The sequence below is a fragment of the Chryseobacterium gotjawalense genome (assembly GCF_030012525.1).
Lineage (GTDB): Bacteria > Bacteroidota > Bacteroidia > Flavobacteriales > Weeksellaceae > Kaistella > Kaistella gotjawalense.
In genome coordinates this window covers 1,581,386-1,599,007 of sequence record NZ_CP124855.1, presented here as the reverse complement: position 1 = coordinate 1,599,007, position 17,622 = coordinate 1,581,386, and the positions used below count along the sequence as shown (strand labels likewise).

Here is a 17,622-nt window from a genome sequence, read left to right as displayed (position 1 = left end):
CACTCAGTTGCCCAAACATCCAATTAATCAAGCACTTAAGTTCATGCCTACCGTGTTTACATTGGATATTCATCAGAGAAACCAATTTCCGCAGTTTAGTCTGTCCATAAAAAAGTCATTTTTAAAGCTGATTCTCATAAAACGCGAAAATATTCCCTCCATCGAAGGGGTATTGCGAAACAGAAGAATCGTTTAGGGATGGGTGTTTCCGCCATAAGATCCATTCATCCAGCTCACTAACTTGTTAATTAGCGTTAAATCACCTAAATTTTTTAAAAAAATAGTTTTTATTTATTAGTTAAAAATGACTAAGTTTGTACTTTAAAGGATCAATAACAATGTGAATCCTTTAATAACAAAAACACAAATAAGATGAAAAAAGAAAAAGGATGCTACTTCGGTATGCATTATACTCTGGGGGGACATTATTTTCTCCAACCACACTACCAAATTCGCAACAGATGCTCTTCACTCTCCGGTGCAGCGCATTCACCCTCCCTGCAATAGCCTGCGATGTCTTTTTAAAAGATTTTTTCAGCTGCCAGGACGCAACATAGAGTTTGCGGCCTGTATCGGCCTGCCCCGCTAAAATTACGAAGTTTTAAAATTGAAGATGATATAGCGCGTTATAAAAACGCCTGCCATTACTCTTTCTGAACATACACCAACACCAACACCAACACACACCCAACATGAAAAAAAAATATGCTATACTCAAAAAGGGCTGGATCTTACTGCTGATTTTGATTTCTTCTTTTGCTTTTGCACAAAAAACATGGACTGGTGCAACCAGTACAGATTGGAATACAGCAAGTAACTGGAATACCAATGGAGTTCCTACAGCTGCAGATAATGTTGTGATACCGAATGTGAATAACAAACCAATAATTTCAGTTGCAGGTGCAGTTTGTGCTACTTTAACGATAGATAACACTAGTAACAGTGATAATACACTAACTATAAATTCACCGGGTACTTTGGTGGTTTCGGGAGCAATAACTATGAGATGCCCGACTAATAATAACAGAAAAACAGTGATCGCTGTTGGTAATGGCTCTCTTACAGCTGGATCAGTGAATATGAATGATTCTGCGGGTAATGGTAATAATTGTATTTTATCTCTTTCCACAGGTACCATCAATATTAGTGGAGATATAACAATGAGTGGTAATAATGCGAGAAATCAAGTAACTTTTACTGGTGCAGGTGGTGATTTAAATATAGGAGGCACGATGACAGGTGGTGGATTAACGCCAGCGAATGGGACGGTTAATTATAATAATCATGGTGATCAGAGTATAGGAGCATACGGTTATAACAATCTTACCACCTCAGGAAGTGGATATAAAACGTTGGCAGGAGCTGTTACGGTTACCAACATTTTAACAATGACCAATGGTATTCTTACGACATCAACAACTAATTTGTTACATGTTACTAATCCTGCAATAACAGCTATTGTCGGAGGTAAGCCCACTTCATTTATCAATGGTCCTGTTAAATGGACCACTTCTTTAAAGTCAACCTATAATTTTCCCGTTGGAAAAGGGACAACTTATCTTCCTTTTGTTTTAAACAACTTAACTGCTCCAACGAGTTCTCCGACGGCACAGGTAGAGGCTTTTGATTCTGATAATGGAGGAACCCCTAATTTTACCATTCCGACAGTCGATTCAACGGTAGGAAGTCTAAGCGATACCGAATATTGGTCACTGGCAACGAGTGGAACTTTTTCAAACAGTACAGTATCTTTAAGCCGCCAAACTTTCATTTCACCATTGGATCTCATTGCGGGAAGTGGAACTCCAAGTGGGATTTATTCGTCATTAGCGGGAACTACAAATACAAAAGGAGTCGATAATTCCACAGGGATAGGAAGCAACAGGTTTTTTACTTTTGGCAGAAAAAATGGAATACGCATCGATGGTCCTATTGCGGGTGCGCCGTTTTGTGTTGGAGCCAGTGTGTCGGTTCCATTCAAGGTTACGGGAGCTTATACAGGGACTAATACTTTTAAAGCCCAGTTGTCTAATGCATCAGGGAGTTTTGCATCGGCAGTGGATATTGGTCAGGTAGTGATGACCTTAACGGGAGCTACAGATCCCCCACAGTCCAGAGGGATGATTCCAGCTACTATTCCACCAGGAACTCCGGCCGGAACGGGATACAGAATCCGTGTCATGAGCAGTAATCCTGTGGTGGTGGCGAGTGATAATGGAACTAATTTAACGGTAAATGATAAACCAACCATTGCAGCAATCACAACACCAATAGCATTATGCGCAGGAGGTTCTTTGAGTCCAACAGCTCCAACAGTTACGGCTAATGGTTCTGCGGTAAGTTTACAAGGTTGGGAGATATCTACAACATCAGGAGGCAGTACTTATACCGCTTTAACCGTTCCCTATACCGTTCCCTTTTCAGACAACGGAAAGAATATCCGTTACACCGCAACAAATAGTTGTGGTATTACTACTAGCAATATTGTTGTTTTAACAGTAAATGATAAACCAACCATTGCAACAATCACCGCGCCGGTAGTATTATGCGCAGGAGGTTCTTTGAATCCAGCAGCTCCAACAGTTACGACGAACGGTTCAGCAGTTACTGCCCAAGGTTGGCAACTGGAAACCGGTGTTGGTAGTGGGACATTCGCCAATCTAACTCTTTCTTATACAGTTTCATTTGCAGACAGTGGCAAGAAGATTCGGTATTATGTGATCAATGGTTGTGGAACGACTACCAGTAATACGGTAGCGCTTACGGTAAATGATAAGCCAACCATTGCGGCAATCACCGCACCGGCAGCATTATGCGCAGGAGGTTCTTTGAATCCAACAGCTCCAACAGTTAATACGAACGGTTCAGCAGTTACTGCCCAAGGTTGGCAACTGGAAACTGGAGTTGGTACTGGATTATATGGAAATTTAACAGTCCCTTACACGGTTACATTTGCAGACAATGGCAAGAAGCTTCAATATTATGTGACCAATGGTTGCGGAACGACTACCAGTAATCAGGTAACGCTTACCGTAAATGATAAGCCAACGATTGCAGCACTCACAACCCCCACAGTATTATGCGCGGGAGGTTCTTTGAATCCAGCCACACCATCGGTTACCACGAATGGTTCTGCCGTTACTATCCAAGGTTGGCAACTGGAAACTGGAGTTGGTACTGGATTATATGGAAATTTAATGGTGCCTTATATAGTTACATTTGCAGACAATGGCAAGAAGCTTCAATATTATGTGACCAATGGTTGCGGAACGACATATGGAAACTCAGTCGTTTTAACTGTCAACCCCATCTTAACCGCAAGCGTCTCCATTGCCACTCCAACCAACATCATCTGTGTGGGAGCTAATACACCGTTAACTTTCACCGCCACGCCAACCAACGGCGGAACTACGCCTGGCTATCAGTGGAGAGTAAATGGAAGTCCTGTAGGAACAAACAGTGCTACTTTTACGACCTCAACATTAGCACCGGGCGATTTGGTAACGGTACAAATGACTTCCAATGCAGGTTCATGTTTAATGACTGCGCAGCCAACATCGAATACTTTAACAATCGCAACGCAAACAGCCGTTTTCAAATACGGTATATGGACTCCCGCGCCAGCACCGAATCTTTCGGCAGAAATACAGTCGGCCTACAGTTCCACAACAGCAAATTTGGATGTCTGTGCTTTATCCATAACAAATGGTGCAGCGGTCACCATTAAAACCGGAGAATTTTTCAAAATCCAGAACGGTATCAACACAACCGGCGGAAGTCTGACTTTAGAATCCGACGGCAATCTGGTACAGGTGAATGACAACGCCGTAAATACTGGAAATGTTCTGGTGAAGCGGAACATGACGTTCAGAAGTGACGAAAGAAAGGAATACAATTATTTGATGTCTCCCGTGGAAGATGCGAATCTTAAAACAAATATGTACCGGAAAGCTGATGGTACCTCCGTTGTTGCTCCGTTCGTGCTGTACCATAACGAGGCCAATAATTTCTTCTATACTTCCAGTGGCGCCTACATCAAAGGGAGATCGCTGGCTGTTAAAGAACCGCTGCTCAGTTCAGAAGCGGTAGCTACCGCCTTCTTTGAAGGGAAACCGACTAACGGTCTCATTAATTATGGTTTGGCGTATTCCGGTGCGGCATTTGGGTACAACCTCGTGGGCAATCCGTATCCTTCCAATTTGGATTTAAATGCATTGTATGCAAATAACAAAACGGAAATCGAATCCACTTTCAGATTCTGGGATAATACGGTTAATTCAGTGTATGAGCAGCAGGGAAGTGGTTACAGTGGCAATGCGTATGCCATTTACAATGCTGCATCGGGAACGAACGGGACAGGACTGCCTGCTCCAGGGACTGATCTGCCCGCACCGGGACTTCCAAAAGGAAGTAAGACCCCTAATAAGATTGCGAAGACCGCACAGGGATTTATGGTTAAAGCATTGGGAGCGGGTAAGATTTTAAAGTACTCCAATACCACCAGATTGGAGATTAATACCGATGCTGTATTCTATGGCAGACAGGGTACAGATGACCGGTATTGGCTTGCCATGAAAGCGCCTTCGGGCATCACTTCCATGATTGCGGTTGTGTATTTCGGGGCAGGAAATATGGCATTCGGTATGGATGATTCCCGTGCGGTCAGCAGTTCGGATGGTCTGTACAGCTACGCCGAAAACGAAAAAGTGGCCATTAACGGCCGCAGTACTTTCGTGAATACGGATAAAATCAACTTGGGCAGCAGTCATTTCGTACAGGGAAACTATACCATCGCGCTGGGTGACAGAGAAGGCACCTTCGCCAATGGACAAAACATTTACCTGAAAGACAAACAAACCGGAGTGATCACCAATTTATCTGAAGGCAATTATACCTTCGCCTCCAACGCGGGTGAAAGTACGGGCCGGTTTGAAATCATCTATCAGCCGGAAGCAGTTCTTGCGACCGATGCCGCAACCAAGGAAGAACTGGTAATCTACAGAGACAACAGCGATTTTGTGGTTAAAGCCGAGACTAAACAGATCACGGGTATTGAAGTCTATGACGCAGCGGGAAGATTAATCTACCGTGTACAGCCCAACAGCAAAACGGCGGTGATTGCTGCGGACCGTTTAGTCAACGGTATGTATATTCTGAAAATCAACCAAAATGAAACAATGTCCGTGAAGAAAATCTTGAAATAAGTTATTTTTACAGGGATACAAAGCCGGACGTACTGTCCGGCTTTTTTTGTGATACAGTTCAAGTTACGTCTAAGTTACGACGGGGTTCGTGCTTCGCTTGAAATCAATGTCGATGTTCAGTCGGACGGGCGTTCCGTTATTGCAAAGCGGTATCCACACTTATCTGCCCGCCATTCTTTTCAAAGCGATGAAGCAACCTATTGGTTATTGAACAATAATAGTAAAAATTTACAATACCTACCTTTTTGAAACCAATTTTGTCGGTGGTTTTTTAGCTGAAAATATTAAATGCATAATAATGTGTATTTCATTAAATGTTTTCCTGATATAGGTGTTTTCACCTTGTTTTTTTTCGTTTTTAAGTCTATTTTTACAATGACACAAAAACATGAATGATGAAAAAAAATACCTCTTGGGGAGCATCGCTCCTGATGTATTTCCTGCTTGCTTTTCAGTTGCTCAATGCGCAAGCCGCAGGAGATTTTAGATCGAAAATTAGTGGAGATTGGATTACTCCAGGCACATGGGAGAAATGTACTTCAATGTCACCTGAAACTTGGGTAGCATCTACCACAGATTATCCAGGGAAAACAGCTGGCAGTTATTCGGTGACCATCGTAAATTGTCATACCATATCTACTCCTTCGTCTCCATCAGCTTTCAAAATTGGAGATCTCACCGTTTCAGGAGTATTGATGATTAAAAGTCAACTTACCTTAAGTACTACAAATAAATTATGGATAAAAGGAGGATCTATGGTATGGGCCGATAAGATTGGCGTATATCTTGCGAATAATGCCGCGTTAATTATAACCGGTCCAAAGTTATGTTCCAATACTTATGTTTTGGGACTTGATTCAACAGATAACAGTACTTGTAATGCAAATACTGCTTTGTTTATGGGTGATATTAAATATACCTCGTGCGTAGGAAAAGGAAAAGGAAATACCGCAGCCGGAGACTTCAATATGGTAAACGGACTTGGAGGAAGTTTGCGCGCCAGCCCCGGCGCTTACCCCTCCGCTTTGTGTTATGGTAGCGCCATTCAACCCACTTTATTTGGAAACGCAGTGCAATATGGAACTAATCTTGGAGTGATCACTTATACCTGGAGTTTGGTCTCAAAGCCTTCTGGTTCTGGTTTAAATTTTCCCACCACGAATACCCGGAATCCCGTTCTTCCAGCTTTGACCGTTGCGGGTGATTATGTTTTCAAATTAGTGACTTCGATTCCTTTACCGTTTTCTAATGAACAATTGGTGACTATTACGGTGGGTGGCGAAACGGTATATAAAAGTGGAGTGTGGTCAGCTGACATCCCTTCTTTTGCCAACCATCGTACGGCTAAAATCCAGGAGAATTACAATACCGCTTCCGAAGGCTCTTTCGATGCGTGTTCCTGCGAGGTAGCACTTGGTAGTACGCTTACGGTTTCAAAAGATACTTTTGTACAAGTGCTCAACAATATCACCAACTATGGAACGGTTACCGTAGAAAGCGACGGAAACTTAATACAGGTAAATGATAACGGTATTTTTACAGGCCAACCGATTACCTCTAAACGTGAATTCAAAATAAGCGCCACCAGAGAACAATACAATTTTGTGGGCTCCCCTGTGGCTTTTCAATCAGGAGAGTCTTATAAAACCATTTATCCCGGAACCACTTATGTGCTTTACCATAACGAAACCAATAATATGTTCTATAATTCCTCGGGCGTGAATGTTCCGGGCAGAGGTTTGGCAGTGAAAGAACCTACAGGAAGCGGAATAGCTACCGTAACAGCAACCTATAAAGGCGTGCCACAAAACGGAATTATTACTTTACCTATTACCAACAAAGACTCGAATCCCACAGTAACTACCTATGGCTATAATCTCGTGGGTAACCCTTATCCTTCCAATATCGATCTGCAGCTATTGTATAATATCAATGGGGGTAAAACAGGCAGTTCACAAATTATATCCCCGAATATCAGTCCCACTTTTTATTTCTGGAATAATAATGGCAATACGCTCTTTGAGCAGCAGGGAAGTGGTTATAGTGGAGTAGCTTATGCGATATACAATGTATTGACCGGTCCCGATGGGACAGGAACCCAATCAGGTCTGTCTTCTAAAGTTCCTTCAAAAATTGTGAAAGTAGGGCAGGGCTTCATGACGAGATCATTAAAAAGCAATTATGATTTCATATTCAACAACAGTATCAGAACGAAGGACGCTTCACCTGTTGATTTTCTCGGAAAGGGGAGTCCGGCTCTTCAGGTTGACAGGTACTGGCTTCAGATGAAGACACCTTCGGGGATTGCTTCTACGATTGCAGTGGTACATTATGCCGCCGGGAACAATCTTTTCGGTCCGGAAGACTCCAGAACCATGGGCGGTTCAGATGCCGTCTACAGTCTTGCCGGTGGTGAAAAATTAGCCATCGACGGCCGGAGCAGTTTTGAAAACACGGCGGTCATTCAACTCGGAATGCAGCATCTTGTTAATGGGGATTATACCATCAGTATTGATACTGCTGAAGGGATCTTTGCAGAGATGCAGCCAGTTTACCTTAAAGACAAACAGACCGGAACTATCACCAACCTCAGTCAGGGAACTTATACTTTTTCCGCAAACGCGGGTGAAAGTACGGGCCGGTTTGAAATCATTTATCAGTCCGATACTTTTTTGGTTACAGATTCAACCACCAGAGAGGAATTGGTGGTGTACAGAGACGGTACCAGTTTCGTGGTCAAAGCACAAAACACCAATATCAAAGATCTGGAACTGTATGATCTGACCGGCAGGTTGCTGTATAAAGTGCAGCCGAACAGCACAACGGCGGTCATTGATTCAGGTTTTATGGTAAACGGGATCTATATTCTTAAAATTGACCATAACGGGCGGATCACCGCGAAGAAGATTATTAAATAGCAGTTTTTTCAGGATAAAATGCCGGTCTCAGATCTTTTCGAAGGTCTGAGACTTTTTTGTTTCTGCCGCGCCAATTTTCTGCCGCCTGACAGGTTTACTTCCTGGCTTTCCGCATACTGCAATTTACAGGATTCTGAAACTTTTAATCTCCTTGGAGATACAATAAAAAGATACTGGAATTAGTTCTGCAATTACAACGATCAAATCAAAATGAAAGAGAATGCCTGTAAAGGCTTATAAATAATTCAATTAAAATACAAGACGTAGTATAACAAGGCGGAAATCTGATTTCAGAAACATATTTGGTACATTGGATAAAACTATTATCTTTGCAGTTCACAAATGATGATCTAATCGCTTTAAAAATACGATATGAATAATCATTTATTCTTTGCATACCGGAGTCAAAACATGGCGTTGTACCGCCTAAGTAATACCGAACTGCGTGCTCTATTTAATTATTCTTTCAACTTTTATAAAGTGCCACTGCCTAATTAGCCATTGTGGTTCTTTATTTCGTTAATACAACACACAAATCCTGAAAAAAAAATTTGATATTGAGTTCTTTGGAAGTTTTTCCAAAGTAATAATGTGGTTATATGCTAAAAAAAACTGAGTAACTCTATATGAAAAAAATTATTATTCTTTTGTTCCGAAAGCTTTTTGCTTTTATTTTATTCACTTCTTTTTTATCGCTTTTCCAGGCACAGACCACTGTAACGCTTTCTTCTCCTGGATCTGGTACCTGGACGGCTCCCTGCGATGTCAATTCTATTACAGTTGAAGTATGGGGCGGTGGCGGCGGTGGCCAAAGAGTAACTGGTAATAAACAGAGTAAAGCCGCATTAGGCGGCGGCGGTTCCGGCGGTGGATTTGTAAAAACGACTTACGCGGTAACACCGGGAACGACGTATAATTATTCTGTTGGATCAGGAGGTGACGGAAGTGCCAGCACAGCAAACAACGGAATTCCTTCGTGGTTTGTAAATAATACGACTATTTTGGCAGTAGGCGGAACCGGCGCGGCAACGAATGCTACCGGCGCAGGAACGGGTCAAACTGCTCCCAGTACTGGTAACAGAGGAGGAGCTTTGATTTCTACTTACGGAGGGAGCGGCGGAACCGCCACTGCCACAAACAGCGGCGGAGGCGGATCAAGTGCTGGTAATACCACTGGTAATAATGCCTCTGGCATTACAGGTGGTGCAGCACCAGCTAATGGCTTTGCCGGAGCTAATGGTGTCTCCGCTACTGAAGCAGATGGAGGAGGTGGAGGAATTGGCGCTGGTGGATCGGGTGCGAAAAAGCCGGGAGGTAATGTTACTTATTCGGGTGGCGCTGGTGGTGCCGGTCAAATTAAAATCTCTTATACCTCGGCCCTTAAAAGTTACTGTACAAAGACTTTTAGCACTGTGGAACCTATCACGAATGTTACTTTTGCCGGAATTGACAATACTACTTCAGGAACGGTAGGAGGCACCCCAGCCTTTGAAAATTTCTGTATTGCTGCTAATGTAATTCAGGGAAACACCTATACCATTTCGGTTCGGGGCAATACGAACGGTAATTTTACGGATTATTTCAGGGTGTATTTTGACTGGAATCAGAACGGAACTTTTGGTGATGCCGGGGAAGCTTATGATATTGGAACCATTACCAATTCATTGGGTAATACCGTCACGGCCACTGTTAATATTCCGGTTCCGGCAGGTGCACTGCTGGGGACTACAAGGATGCGTGTTGTTAAAAACCTCAATGCATATACTGATGCCTGTACTGCAGCATCTAACGGACAGGCAGAAGGTTATAATGTGAATGTTACCACCGCTACACCTTGTACTGTACCTGCTGCGCAACCTACCGGGCTTGTCTTCTCAAGTGTGTCGTCTACCCAAATCAACGGCAGTTTTACGACAGCATCTCCGGGATCAGCGGGGTATCTGGTTGTAAGAAGTACTTCAAGTACGCTGTCAGCAAATCCAACCAACGGTACTCCTTATATTGCCGGTAATGCTTTGGGAGGCGGCGTGGTGGTTTCCTCGGGAGCAACGACTTCTTTTTCAGATACTGGTTTAACCGGTAATACGCGATATTATTATTTCATTTTTTCCTATACTTCGGGGGCATGTTTTGGCAGTCCTACCTATTTAGTGACTTCCCCATTGCAGGGAGACCGAGTCACGTGTCCGTCAGACCCCACCGGAAATTCTGTCTCGGCAATTTTACAATCCGGAGCTACCATCAGCTGGAGTGCATCAACAGGGGGAAGCGCAGCAACCATCAATTATTTTTTAGAGGTTGCAACCAATTCTGATTTTACAGGTCTTATTGCCGGCTCTCCTTTTAATAACGGAACTGTTTTAAGTAAAGTACTTACCGGCTTAAGTTCCGGAACAACCTATTATTACAGGGTGCGCGCTAATAACGGTTGTGTTAGCGATCTGGGTATAACGGGTAATTTCACGACCCAGCTTGCCCCATGTGCAGGAACACCTGCGGCAGGAACAATTATTTTATCTGCAACGAACGGAGCTCCTTCCACTGTCTTCACGGCCACTGTAACAGGAGATGCAGCCGGGGTAAGCGGGCTTTCCTATCAGTGGCAGATTGCGGACTCTGCAACCGGACTTTGGACCGATATCGCAGGTGCAACCGGTGCATCGGCGCATATCACCGCAGTTGCAACGGTGAGTACAACCAAGTATTACCAACGCATCATCAGATGTTCAAACAGTGGTTTGCAGTCCGTATCCAACGTGGTTTCTTTTAGAACGAACAATCTTTCCTATTGTCTGCCGACCACTACCCCGGCCACTGCGGCTGACATGTATATTACCGAAATTAAATTTCAGGGTACGCTTAATGATGTATCGAATGTCAGTACCTACAACGGAACGGGTTATCAGGATTTTACAGGACTTCCCAATAAAGCCATACAGGCTGCAGGCGAGGGGATTAATATTTTCTATAAAGGCCTGGAGCCGATTGATGCACGAATCAAAGTCTGGGTTGACTGGAATAGAGACGGAATCTTTAATAACACAGCGGGTAATTCCGAGATTGTCTCTAACAGTACCACCTCCGCCTTTTCCACTTCATTCGGCTTTATTATTCCGCCCGGTACTGCGCCGGGTGATTATACCATCAGATTCCGTAACCGCATCGGAGGGGATGCTACACCGTGTGAAAATTTTTCAACCGGGGGAGGAGAAACTGAGGATTACCTTTTTACGGTGATTGCTAACTGTGCTTCCAGCATTGTTTCTCTAACACCGGTAGAAACCTGCGGATCTGCCTCTTTTGCTATTACTGCAAAGGGAAATTTAGGCACCACTAAAATAAGATGGTATGATGCTGAAACCGGAGGCGAGATGGTAGCAGAAACCACAGTTGATGGCTCGTTTCAGTCGACCTATGTTACACCAACTCTTTCCGCAACCAAAACCTATTGGGTGACGTCTTTTAACGGTGCCTGTGAAACGCTTTACAGGAAACCGGTAAGCGCAACCATTAAGCCAATTCCTCAGTTTACCTTCAGTTTACCTCCCGGAAATGCCAACTTTTGTGGGGATGAAGATCGTTTGGTATTGTCCACCGCCGGAGCGCTGGAAGAGGTGATGCTAATTAATGAAGATTTTGAAGGGGGTGCTTTGGGCGTATTTACCCGTACGACAGGGGCTGATGATAATTCGACGGTTGCCAATACTGGTTGGCAAAATAAATCCAGTATTTTTTCGCCAGTGGGAGCGATCTGGAAACCTGCTATCAGTTCAGGTTATGGAGGTAATAAATTTGCTTACAGTACATCTGATTATGGCACAAGAAAAGTGCACAGTATACTAACTTCTATCGCAGCATTTAATACCACTGGATTTACTAATCTGAAACTTGACTTCTCAGCTTATTATTCTTTTTACGGAGATACTTCACCCGCAGCGGGAGGGACAGTAGAGGGTCTTTATGTCGAAGTATCCACCAATGGCGGAACGACCTGGGTACCTGCCAACACCAGCTATAATCAAAATGAAAGTTTGGGTTATGGTACTGCTTTTCAGGATGTGACCATTAACCTTGATGCGTTCATTAATGTAGCTTCCCTCAAGGTACGTTTCCGTTATAATGCGTATTGGGGTGATGGAGTCGCTATTGATAATATCAAATTGTATGGTAACCGACCTTTAACGACCTCGTTTGTTTGGACGGCTCCGAATATTGGAGTTTATCAGGCGAACTGTACCACTCCTTACGTGAACGGTACCCCGACCGCTTCCGTATGCATCAAACCAAGTGATGTGCAGATGCAGACCATTTCCGACTGGAATATTTCTGCCCAGCAGACCGTAAGTAACGGCTGTACCACCTCTGCAACCATTTCGATTCATAACCAAAATAAAGTATGGGATACCACAGCTTCCACCAATTGGGGAGTTACAAACTGGCAGCCAACCACTGCTGTTCCTGCCATTGATAAATGTGTACTGATTAAAAAACCTGTTAACATCTTAACAGGCGGTAATTTTGAAGCTAAAAATGTGAAAGTGGTTACCGGAGGAACATTAACCATCAATAAAGATGCTTCACTGAAGATACAGGATTATATTAGGAACGAGACCGGAAGTGCGGCAACTGTCGTGGTCGAATCCGACGGAAGCCTGGTGCAGATTAACGAGGATACTGCCATCAACACCGGTTCCATTACGGCCAGACGAACCATTAACCTGTCGGGCGGAAGACAGCAGTATAACTATCTTATTTCTCCACTGGAAGGACAGTCTTTGAAAAATATTTATAACGGGATTGATTATGTCCTTTATCATAATGAGGCGAATAACTTTTTCTATAACTCCAGCGGTGCCTACATCAAAGGGCGTGCTCTCGCCGTAAAAGAACCCAATAAAACAGGGGTTCCGGGGACACCGGCTACCGTAACGGCCACTTTTACCGGTTATCCTACGAACGGCGCTTTTACTTATAGCATCGTGAACTCTGGACCTGCCAATCTAAGCCGTGGGTATAATTTAGTCGGAAATCCCTATCCGTCAAACATTGATCTTATTACTTTTTATAACCTTAATAAAACAGGGGGGACACTAAGCCCTACTTTTCATCTGTGGGACAACCGTGCGAACAGCCAGACGGTGCAGATGGGTGATCAGTACGGAAGCCAGGCCTACGCGGTTTTCAATGCGGTAACTCCGCCTGAAGTTGGGACAGGCACCCGGGCAGCCGTCGGTGATTTTGGACTAGCCGGTACCACAGTGCCGACGGAAAGCGTTAAAGTCGGACAGGGCTTTATGGTCAAAACCAGTGCAGAAAACCAGCAACTGATCTTTAATAATACCATCCGGACCAAAGAAAGCGGCACTGCTTTCTTTGGTAAAAGAGGAAACCGGCCTCAAGTGGACCGCTACTGGCTGAATATGATTACGCCAAAAAATACCGCTTCCAACATCGCAGTCGTATATTTTGAGGGTGGAAATAACAGTTTCACCCAGGATGACTCACCCTCTCTTGGAGGCTCAGATGAGCTGTACTCGGTGGTGCAGGATCAAAAAGTAGCAATCAATGGACGCAGTTCCTTCAGCAACAGTGATTCAGTTCCGCTGGGCAGCAGGCATTTCGAGGCCGGCCAGTATAAAATTGAACTTGACACTACCGAAGGCATCTTCGCTAATGGGCAGATTATCTACTTAAAAGACAAACAAGCGGGAATCATCACCAACTTAAGTGCAGGTAATTACACTTTTGAAACTAACGCAGGAGAAAGCACCGGTAGATTTGAAATTATTTACCAACCGGAAACGGTTTTGGCAATGGACTCAAATATAAAAGAAAACATTGTTGTTTACAAAGACGGTGATGATTTTGTCATAAAATCACAAAGCAAGATAATTACCGCTTTAGAGGTTTATGACGCCGCGGGAAGATTGATAAATATCTCAATTCCTAATCAGAAAGAAGTCCGCCTACCTGCCGATTCTCTGGTTAACGGAATATATGTGCTGAAAATTGTCTGTAATGGTGCAGTTATAACCAAGAAAATACTGCGCTGAGAAATTCAAAACCCAATGATTATAAAAAAGCAATGTCCACAGACGTTGCTTTTTCAGTTCTTAATTTCTGATAATAGTAATGAGGTATGATTTATCTTGAATAGGAAGAGAAAAAGGGAAAAATGATTGGGTTGTTAATAGCTGTTTTGTGAAATATAGGGTATCATTGTTTACTTTTGTAAAGTATAGATAAAAAACATGATTTTAAGAACAATAGGCTTTTTCGCGAAGCCTGAAAGTAGAGATTGAGCATGGGTTTCATAATGATTTTAATCAAAAGATCTATTTTAGGTATTAATCGATGAGATTGCCTTATTATCAACAAAATAATAAAAAATTAGCTTATAAAATAGGTATCTTTAATATTGAATTAATATATTTGCCAAACACTATAATGAAAAAAACTTTTTATATATTTATTTTACTGCTCGGTACCTTGTATTTTGCACAGGGTACTGCCAATCCATTTGAAGAATCTGAGAAAGAACATAGTGCTTTCGAACCAAAGACAGCTACTGAAAATGGATCAGAAATTCCGACCCAACCTACTAATGGTGGTAACCCTGGTGATCCCACCCCCATCGACGATTACCTTCCCGCACTCGCCATTGCAGCCGTAGGCATCATTGTTTATTCCGTACGTAAGAAAAAAACCACTTAACTAATAACCACTGAAAGTGTTGCCGAAAGTTGACGCTTTACAACTAAGCACATGTATCGAAATGTTCTAAAACCAATTTTGGACCGCTCTATTGCCAGCTGCGCATTACTGGTAGCGAGCCCTTTATTTATAGTAATAACCGTTGTGTTATTCTTTAACAATAAAGGGAGTGCATTTTTTGTGCAGAAAAGACCGGGTAAAAACGGCGCTATTTTCCACATCATCAAATTCAAAACCATGAATGATAAGGTGTGTGAAAACGGGGTTTTGCTCTCCGATTATGAGCGTTTAACTTTCATCGGAAAAGTCATACGGAAAACGTCCATGGATGAACTCCCACAATTAATCAATGTTTTGAGAGGTGAAATGAGTCTGATAGGACCCAGACCGCTCTTACCCGAATATCTGGAACTGTATAATGAGGAACAGAAAAGGAGGCACGATGTAAAGCCCGGGATAACCGGTTGGGCACAGGTTAACGGCCGCAACGCATTGTCATGGGACGAAAAATTCAGGTTTGATATAGAGTACGTCGATAAAATATCTCCGAGGCTCGATGCGCAGATCGTTTGGATTACCCTGTCAAAAGTAGTGAGAAGACATGGTGTCAATGTGAATAATTATATGACTATGGATGCTTTTAAAGGAAACACAGCATGATTTTATACGGTGCCAGAGGACAGGCAAAAGTTATTTATGACCTTATTCTTTCGAATAACCAACTGTTAGAATATCTGGTGGATGACAATCCGCCTGATAACTTTCCACACCATCTCAATATTTTTAAACCCAGCCAGGCGCTGCTTCAAAATAAAGAAGTGATTATCGCAATTGGTGACAACAAAGTAAGGGAGGCAATATATCATCAGATAAAAGAGTGGTGCCGGTTTGAAATCATGCAGCATTACAGTGCTTATGTTTCCAGGTTTACGGAGGTGGGAGAAGGCACGGTGATTATGCCCAATGTCTGCATCAACGCCGAAGTTAAAATTGGAAAGCACTGTATTATTAATACCGCCTGCGTGATTGAACATGAGACCGTGATTGAAGATTTCGTACACATTTCGCCCAATGCGGCGCTGGCCGGCAATATCCTCATTAAAAAAGGAGCTCATGTAGGTTTGGGAGCCAATGTAATCCAAGGGGTTACCATTGGCCAAAATGCCGTCATTGGAGCAGGGGCCGTCATTCTTTCGGATGTGCCTGATGATGCGGTGGTGGTTGGAAATCCCGGAAGAATTATTAGATTTGTCGGAACGCCATATGAGGATGAAAAAGCAAGGCTTTCTTCCCTTTAAATAAGAAAGGTGGAGATTAAGTAAATCGCCCGGGAGGGCGGTGAAAGGGTGCAATTGTGATTTAGGCTGCCGTCAATAGCATGATTGGGAAGCCTTGCTGGGTTATTGTGGCGCCATCGCCGTCGGGATCAAAGTCGGCAATCCTTTGAAAGATTGTCCGAAATACCGACGATGGTGATTTATTCCAGCTGTTTTAATAGGGCGGTGATTACTTTTTGCCTGGTAGGTGTCAGGTGCGTGATCAGGGTGTAATTCGTGCACGAACTGTAATCGTCCGGATTGCCCTTACCGCATGAAGGCTCGGTGTACTTGTTAGATTGAAATGAGATTAGAGTGATGGATAAAAAAATATGGCTTTCTTCGCCTCATATGGGAGGTTCGGAAATGAACTATGTTCAGGAGGCTTTTGACAAAAACTGGATTGCCCCTTTAGGCGAAAATGTCTCCGGACTGGAAAAAGATTTAGAAGATTTTCTCGGCATGGGCGTTCATGTGGCGGCGCTCAATTCGGGTACCGCTGCCCTGCATCTGGCTTTAATCCTACTGGATGTGAAGCCTGATGATTTTGTGATCTGTCAAAGCCTTACTTTTTCTGCTTCAGCCAACCCTATTGTTTACATGGGGGCGGTTCCTATTTTTGTAGACAGCGAAAAAGACACCTGGAACCTTTGCCCCAACGCTGTAGAGGATGCCATTAAATTCGGGATTTCTAAAGGCAAAAAGCCCAAAGCCATTATCACCGTCAATCTTTATGGGATGCCCTATAAAGTTGATGAAATAGCAGCGCTATCCAGAAAGTATGAAATTCCCGTGCTCGAAGACAGTGCAGAAGCTTTGGGAAGTACTTATAAAAATCAGCACTGCGGCACTTTCGGTGATTTTTCTGTCATCAGTTTCAATGGCAATAAAATCATAACCACTTCCTGTGGTGGTGCATTGATTTCGAAAGATCCTGCCATGAAAAGCAAGACGATATTTCTTTCTACTCAGGCAAAAGATGAAGCTGTGCACTACGAACATACGCATATCGGGTATAATTACAGAATGAGTAATATCTGTGCCGGTATTGGACGAGGGCAGATGGAAGTGCTGGAACAAAGGGTAGCTCAACGAAGGCAGAACCATTTTTTTTATCGGTACCTGCTGGGTGACGATGACCGTTTTGAACTGCATACTGAACCTACAAACGACTATTTTTCCAATCACTGGCTTAGCGTGATCCGGTTGAAACCGGGTCAACCTATTACGAGCGAGGTCATGAGACAACATTTTGAAGCGGCTGCTATCGAAACGCGGCCGATTTGGAAACCGATGCATCTTCAGCCTGTTTTTAAAGGAATGCCCTATTTTGGCACGGATTTGGCGGGAACGCTTTTTCAAAGTGGGCTATGCCTGCCGTCAGGGTCTAATTTAACGGATCACGATTGGCAAAGAATCTCCTCCTCCTTTGAAAATATCAAAAAAAATACCGCAAAACAGGGTGGTTAA

The 17,622-nt window shown here is 43.3% G+C and carries 7 protein-coding genes; all 7 read left to right on the top strand.

Annotated features, from left to right (window positions below; all coding sequences use genetic code 11):
* Positions 1-692 precede the first annotated feature (692 nt).
* Entirely contained in the window at positions 693-5,204 is a 4,512-nt protein-coding gene (locus QGN23_RS07330; protein ID WP_282906325.1) for a T9SS type A sorting domain-containing protein, read from the top strand.
* 392 nt (positions 5,205-5,596) lie between these two features.
* Positions 5,597-8,122, top strand: a complete 2,526-nt coding sequence (locus tag QGN23_RS07325; protein ID WP_282906324.1) for a T9SS type A sorting domain-containing protein — start codon at positions 5,597-5,599, stop codon at positions 8,120-8,122.
* Positions 8,123-8,748: 626 nt separating this feature from the next.
* Positions 8,749-14,175, top strand: a complete 5,427-nt coding sequence (locus QGN23_RS07320) for a GEVED domain-containing protein (protein ID WP_282906323.1) — start codon at positions 8,749-8,751, stop codon at positions 14,173-14,175.
* A gap of 301 nt (positions 14,176-14,476) precedes the next feature.
* Entirely contained in the window at positions 14,477-14,836 is a 360-nt protein-coding gene (locus QGN23_RS07315; RefSeq protein ID WP_282906322.1) for a hypothetical protein, read from the top strand.
* Between the two features lie 51 nt (positions 14,837-14,887).
* Positions 14,888-15,496, top strand: a complete 609-nt coding sequence (locus tag QGN23_RS07310; RefSeq protein ID WP_282906321.1) for a sugar transferase — start codon at positions 14,888-14,890, stop codon at positions 15,494-15,496.
* Positions 15,493-16,134: an acetyltransferase gene (locus QGN23_RS07305; RefSeq protein ID WP_282906320.1), complete on the top strand. Its 642-nt coding sequence runs from the start codon at positions 15,493-15,495 to the stop codon at positions 16,132-16,134. The genes QGN23_RS07310 and QGN23_RS07305 overlap by 4 nt, the downstream gene beginning before the upstream one ends.
* A gap of 336 nt (positions 16,135-16,470) precedes the next feature.
* Positions 16,471-17,622, top strand: coding sequence for a DegT/DnrJ/EryC1/StrS family aminotransferase (locus QGN23_RS07300; protein WP_282906319.1), 1,152 nt, complete (start codon positions 16,471-16,473; stop codon positions 17,620-17,622).

What these genes read in the sequence shown, in the direction of transcription:
- QGN23_RS07330 (WP_282906325.1), top strand. Translation starts at nt 693, where the DNA reads ATGAAAAAAAAATATGCTATACTCAAAAAGGGCTGGATCTTACTGCTG.
- QGN23_RS07325 (WP_282906324.1), top strand. Translation starts at nt 5,597, where the DNA reads ATGATGAAAAAAAATACCTCTTGGGGAGCATCGCTCCTGATGTATTTC.
- QGN23_RS07320 (WP_282906323.1), top strand. Translation starts at nt 8,749, where the DNA reads ATGAAAAAAATTATTATTCTTTTGTTCCGAAAGCTTTTTGCTTTTATT.
- QGN23_RS07315 (WP_282906322.1), top strand. Translation starts at nt 14,477, where the DNA reads ATGAGATTGCCTTATTATCAACAAAATAATAAAAAATTAGCTTATAAA.
- QGN23_RS07310 (WP_282906321.1), top strand. Translation starts at nt 14,888, where the DNA reads ATGTATCGAAATGTTCTAAAACCAATTTTGGACCGCTCTATTGCCAGC.
- QGN23_RS07305 (WP_282906320.1), top strand. Translation starts at nt 15,493, where the DNA reads ATGATTTTATACGGTGCCAGAGGACAGGCAAAAGTTATTTATGACCTT.
- QGN23_RS07300 (WP_282906319.1), top strand. Translation starts at nt 16,471, where the DNA reads ATGGATAAAAAAATATGGCTTTCTTCGCCTCATATGGGAGGTTCGGAA.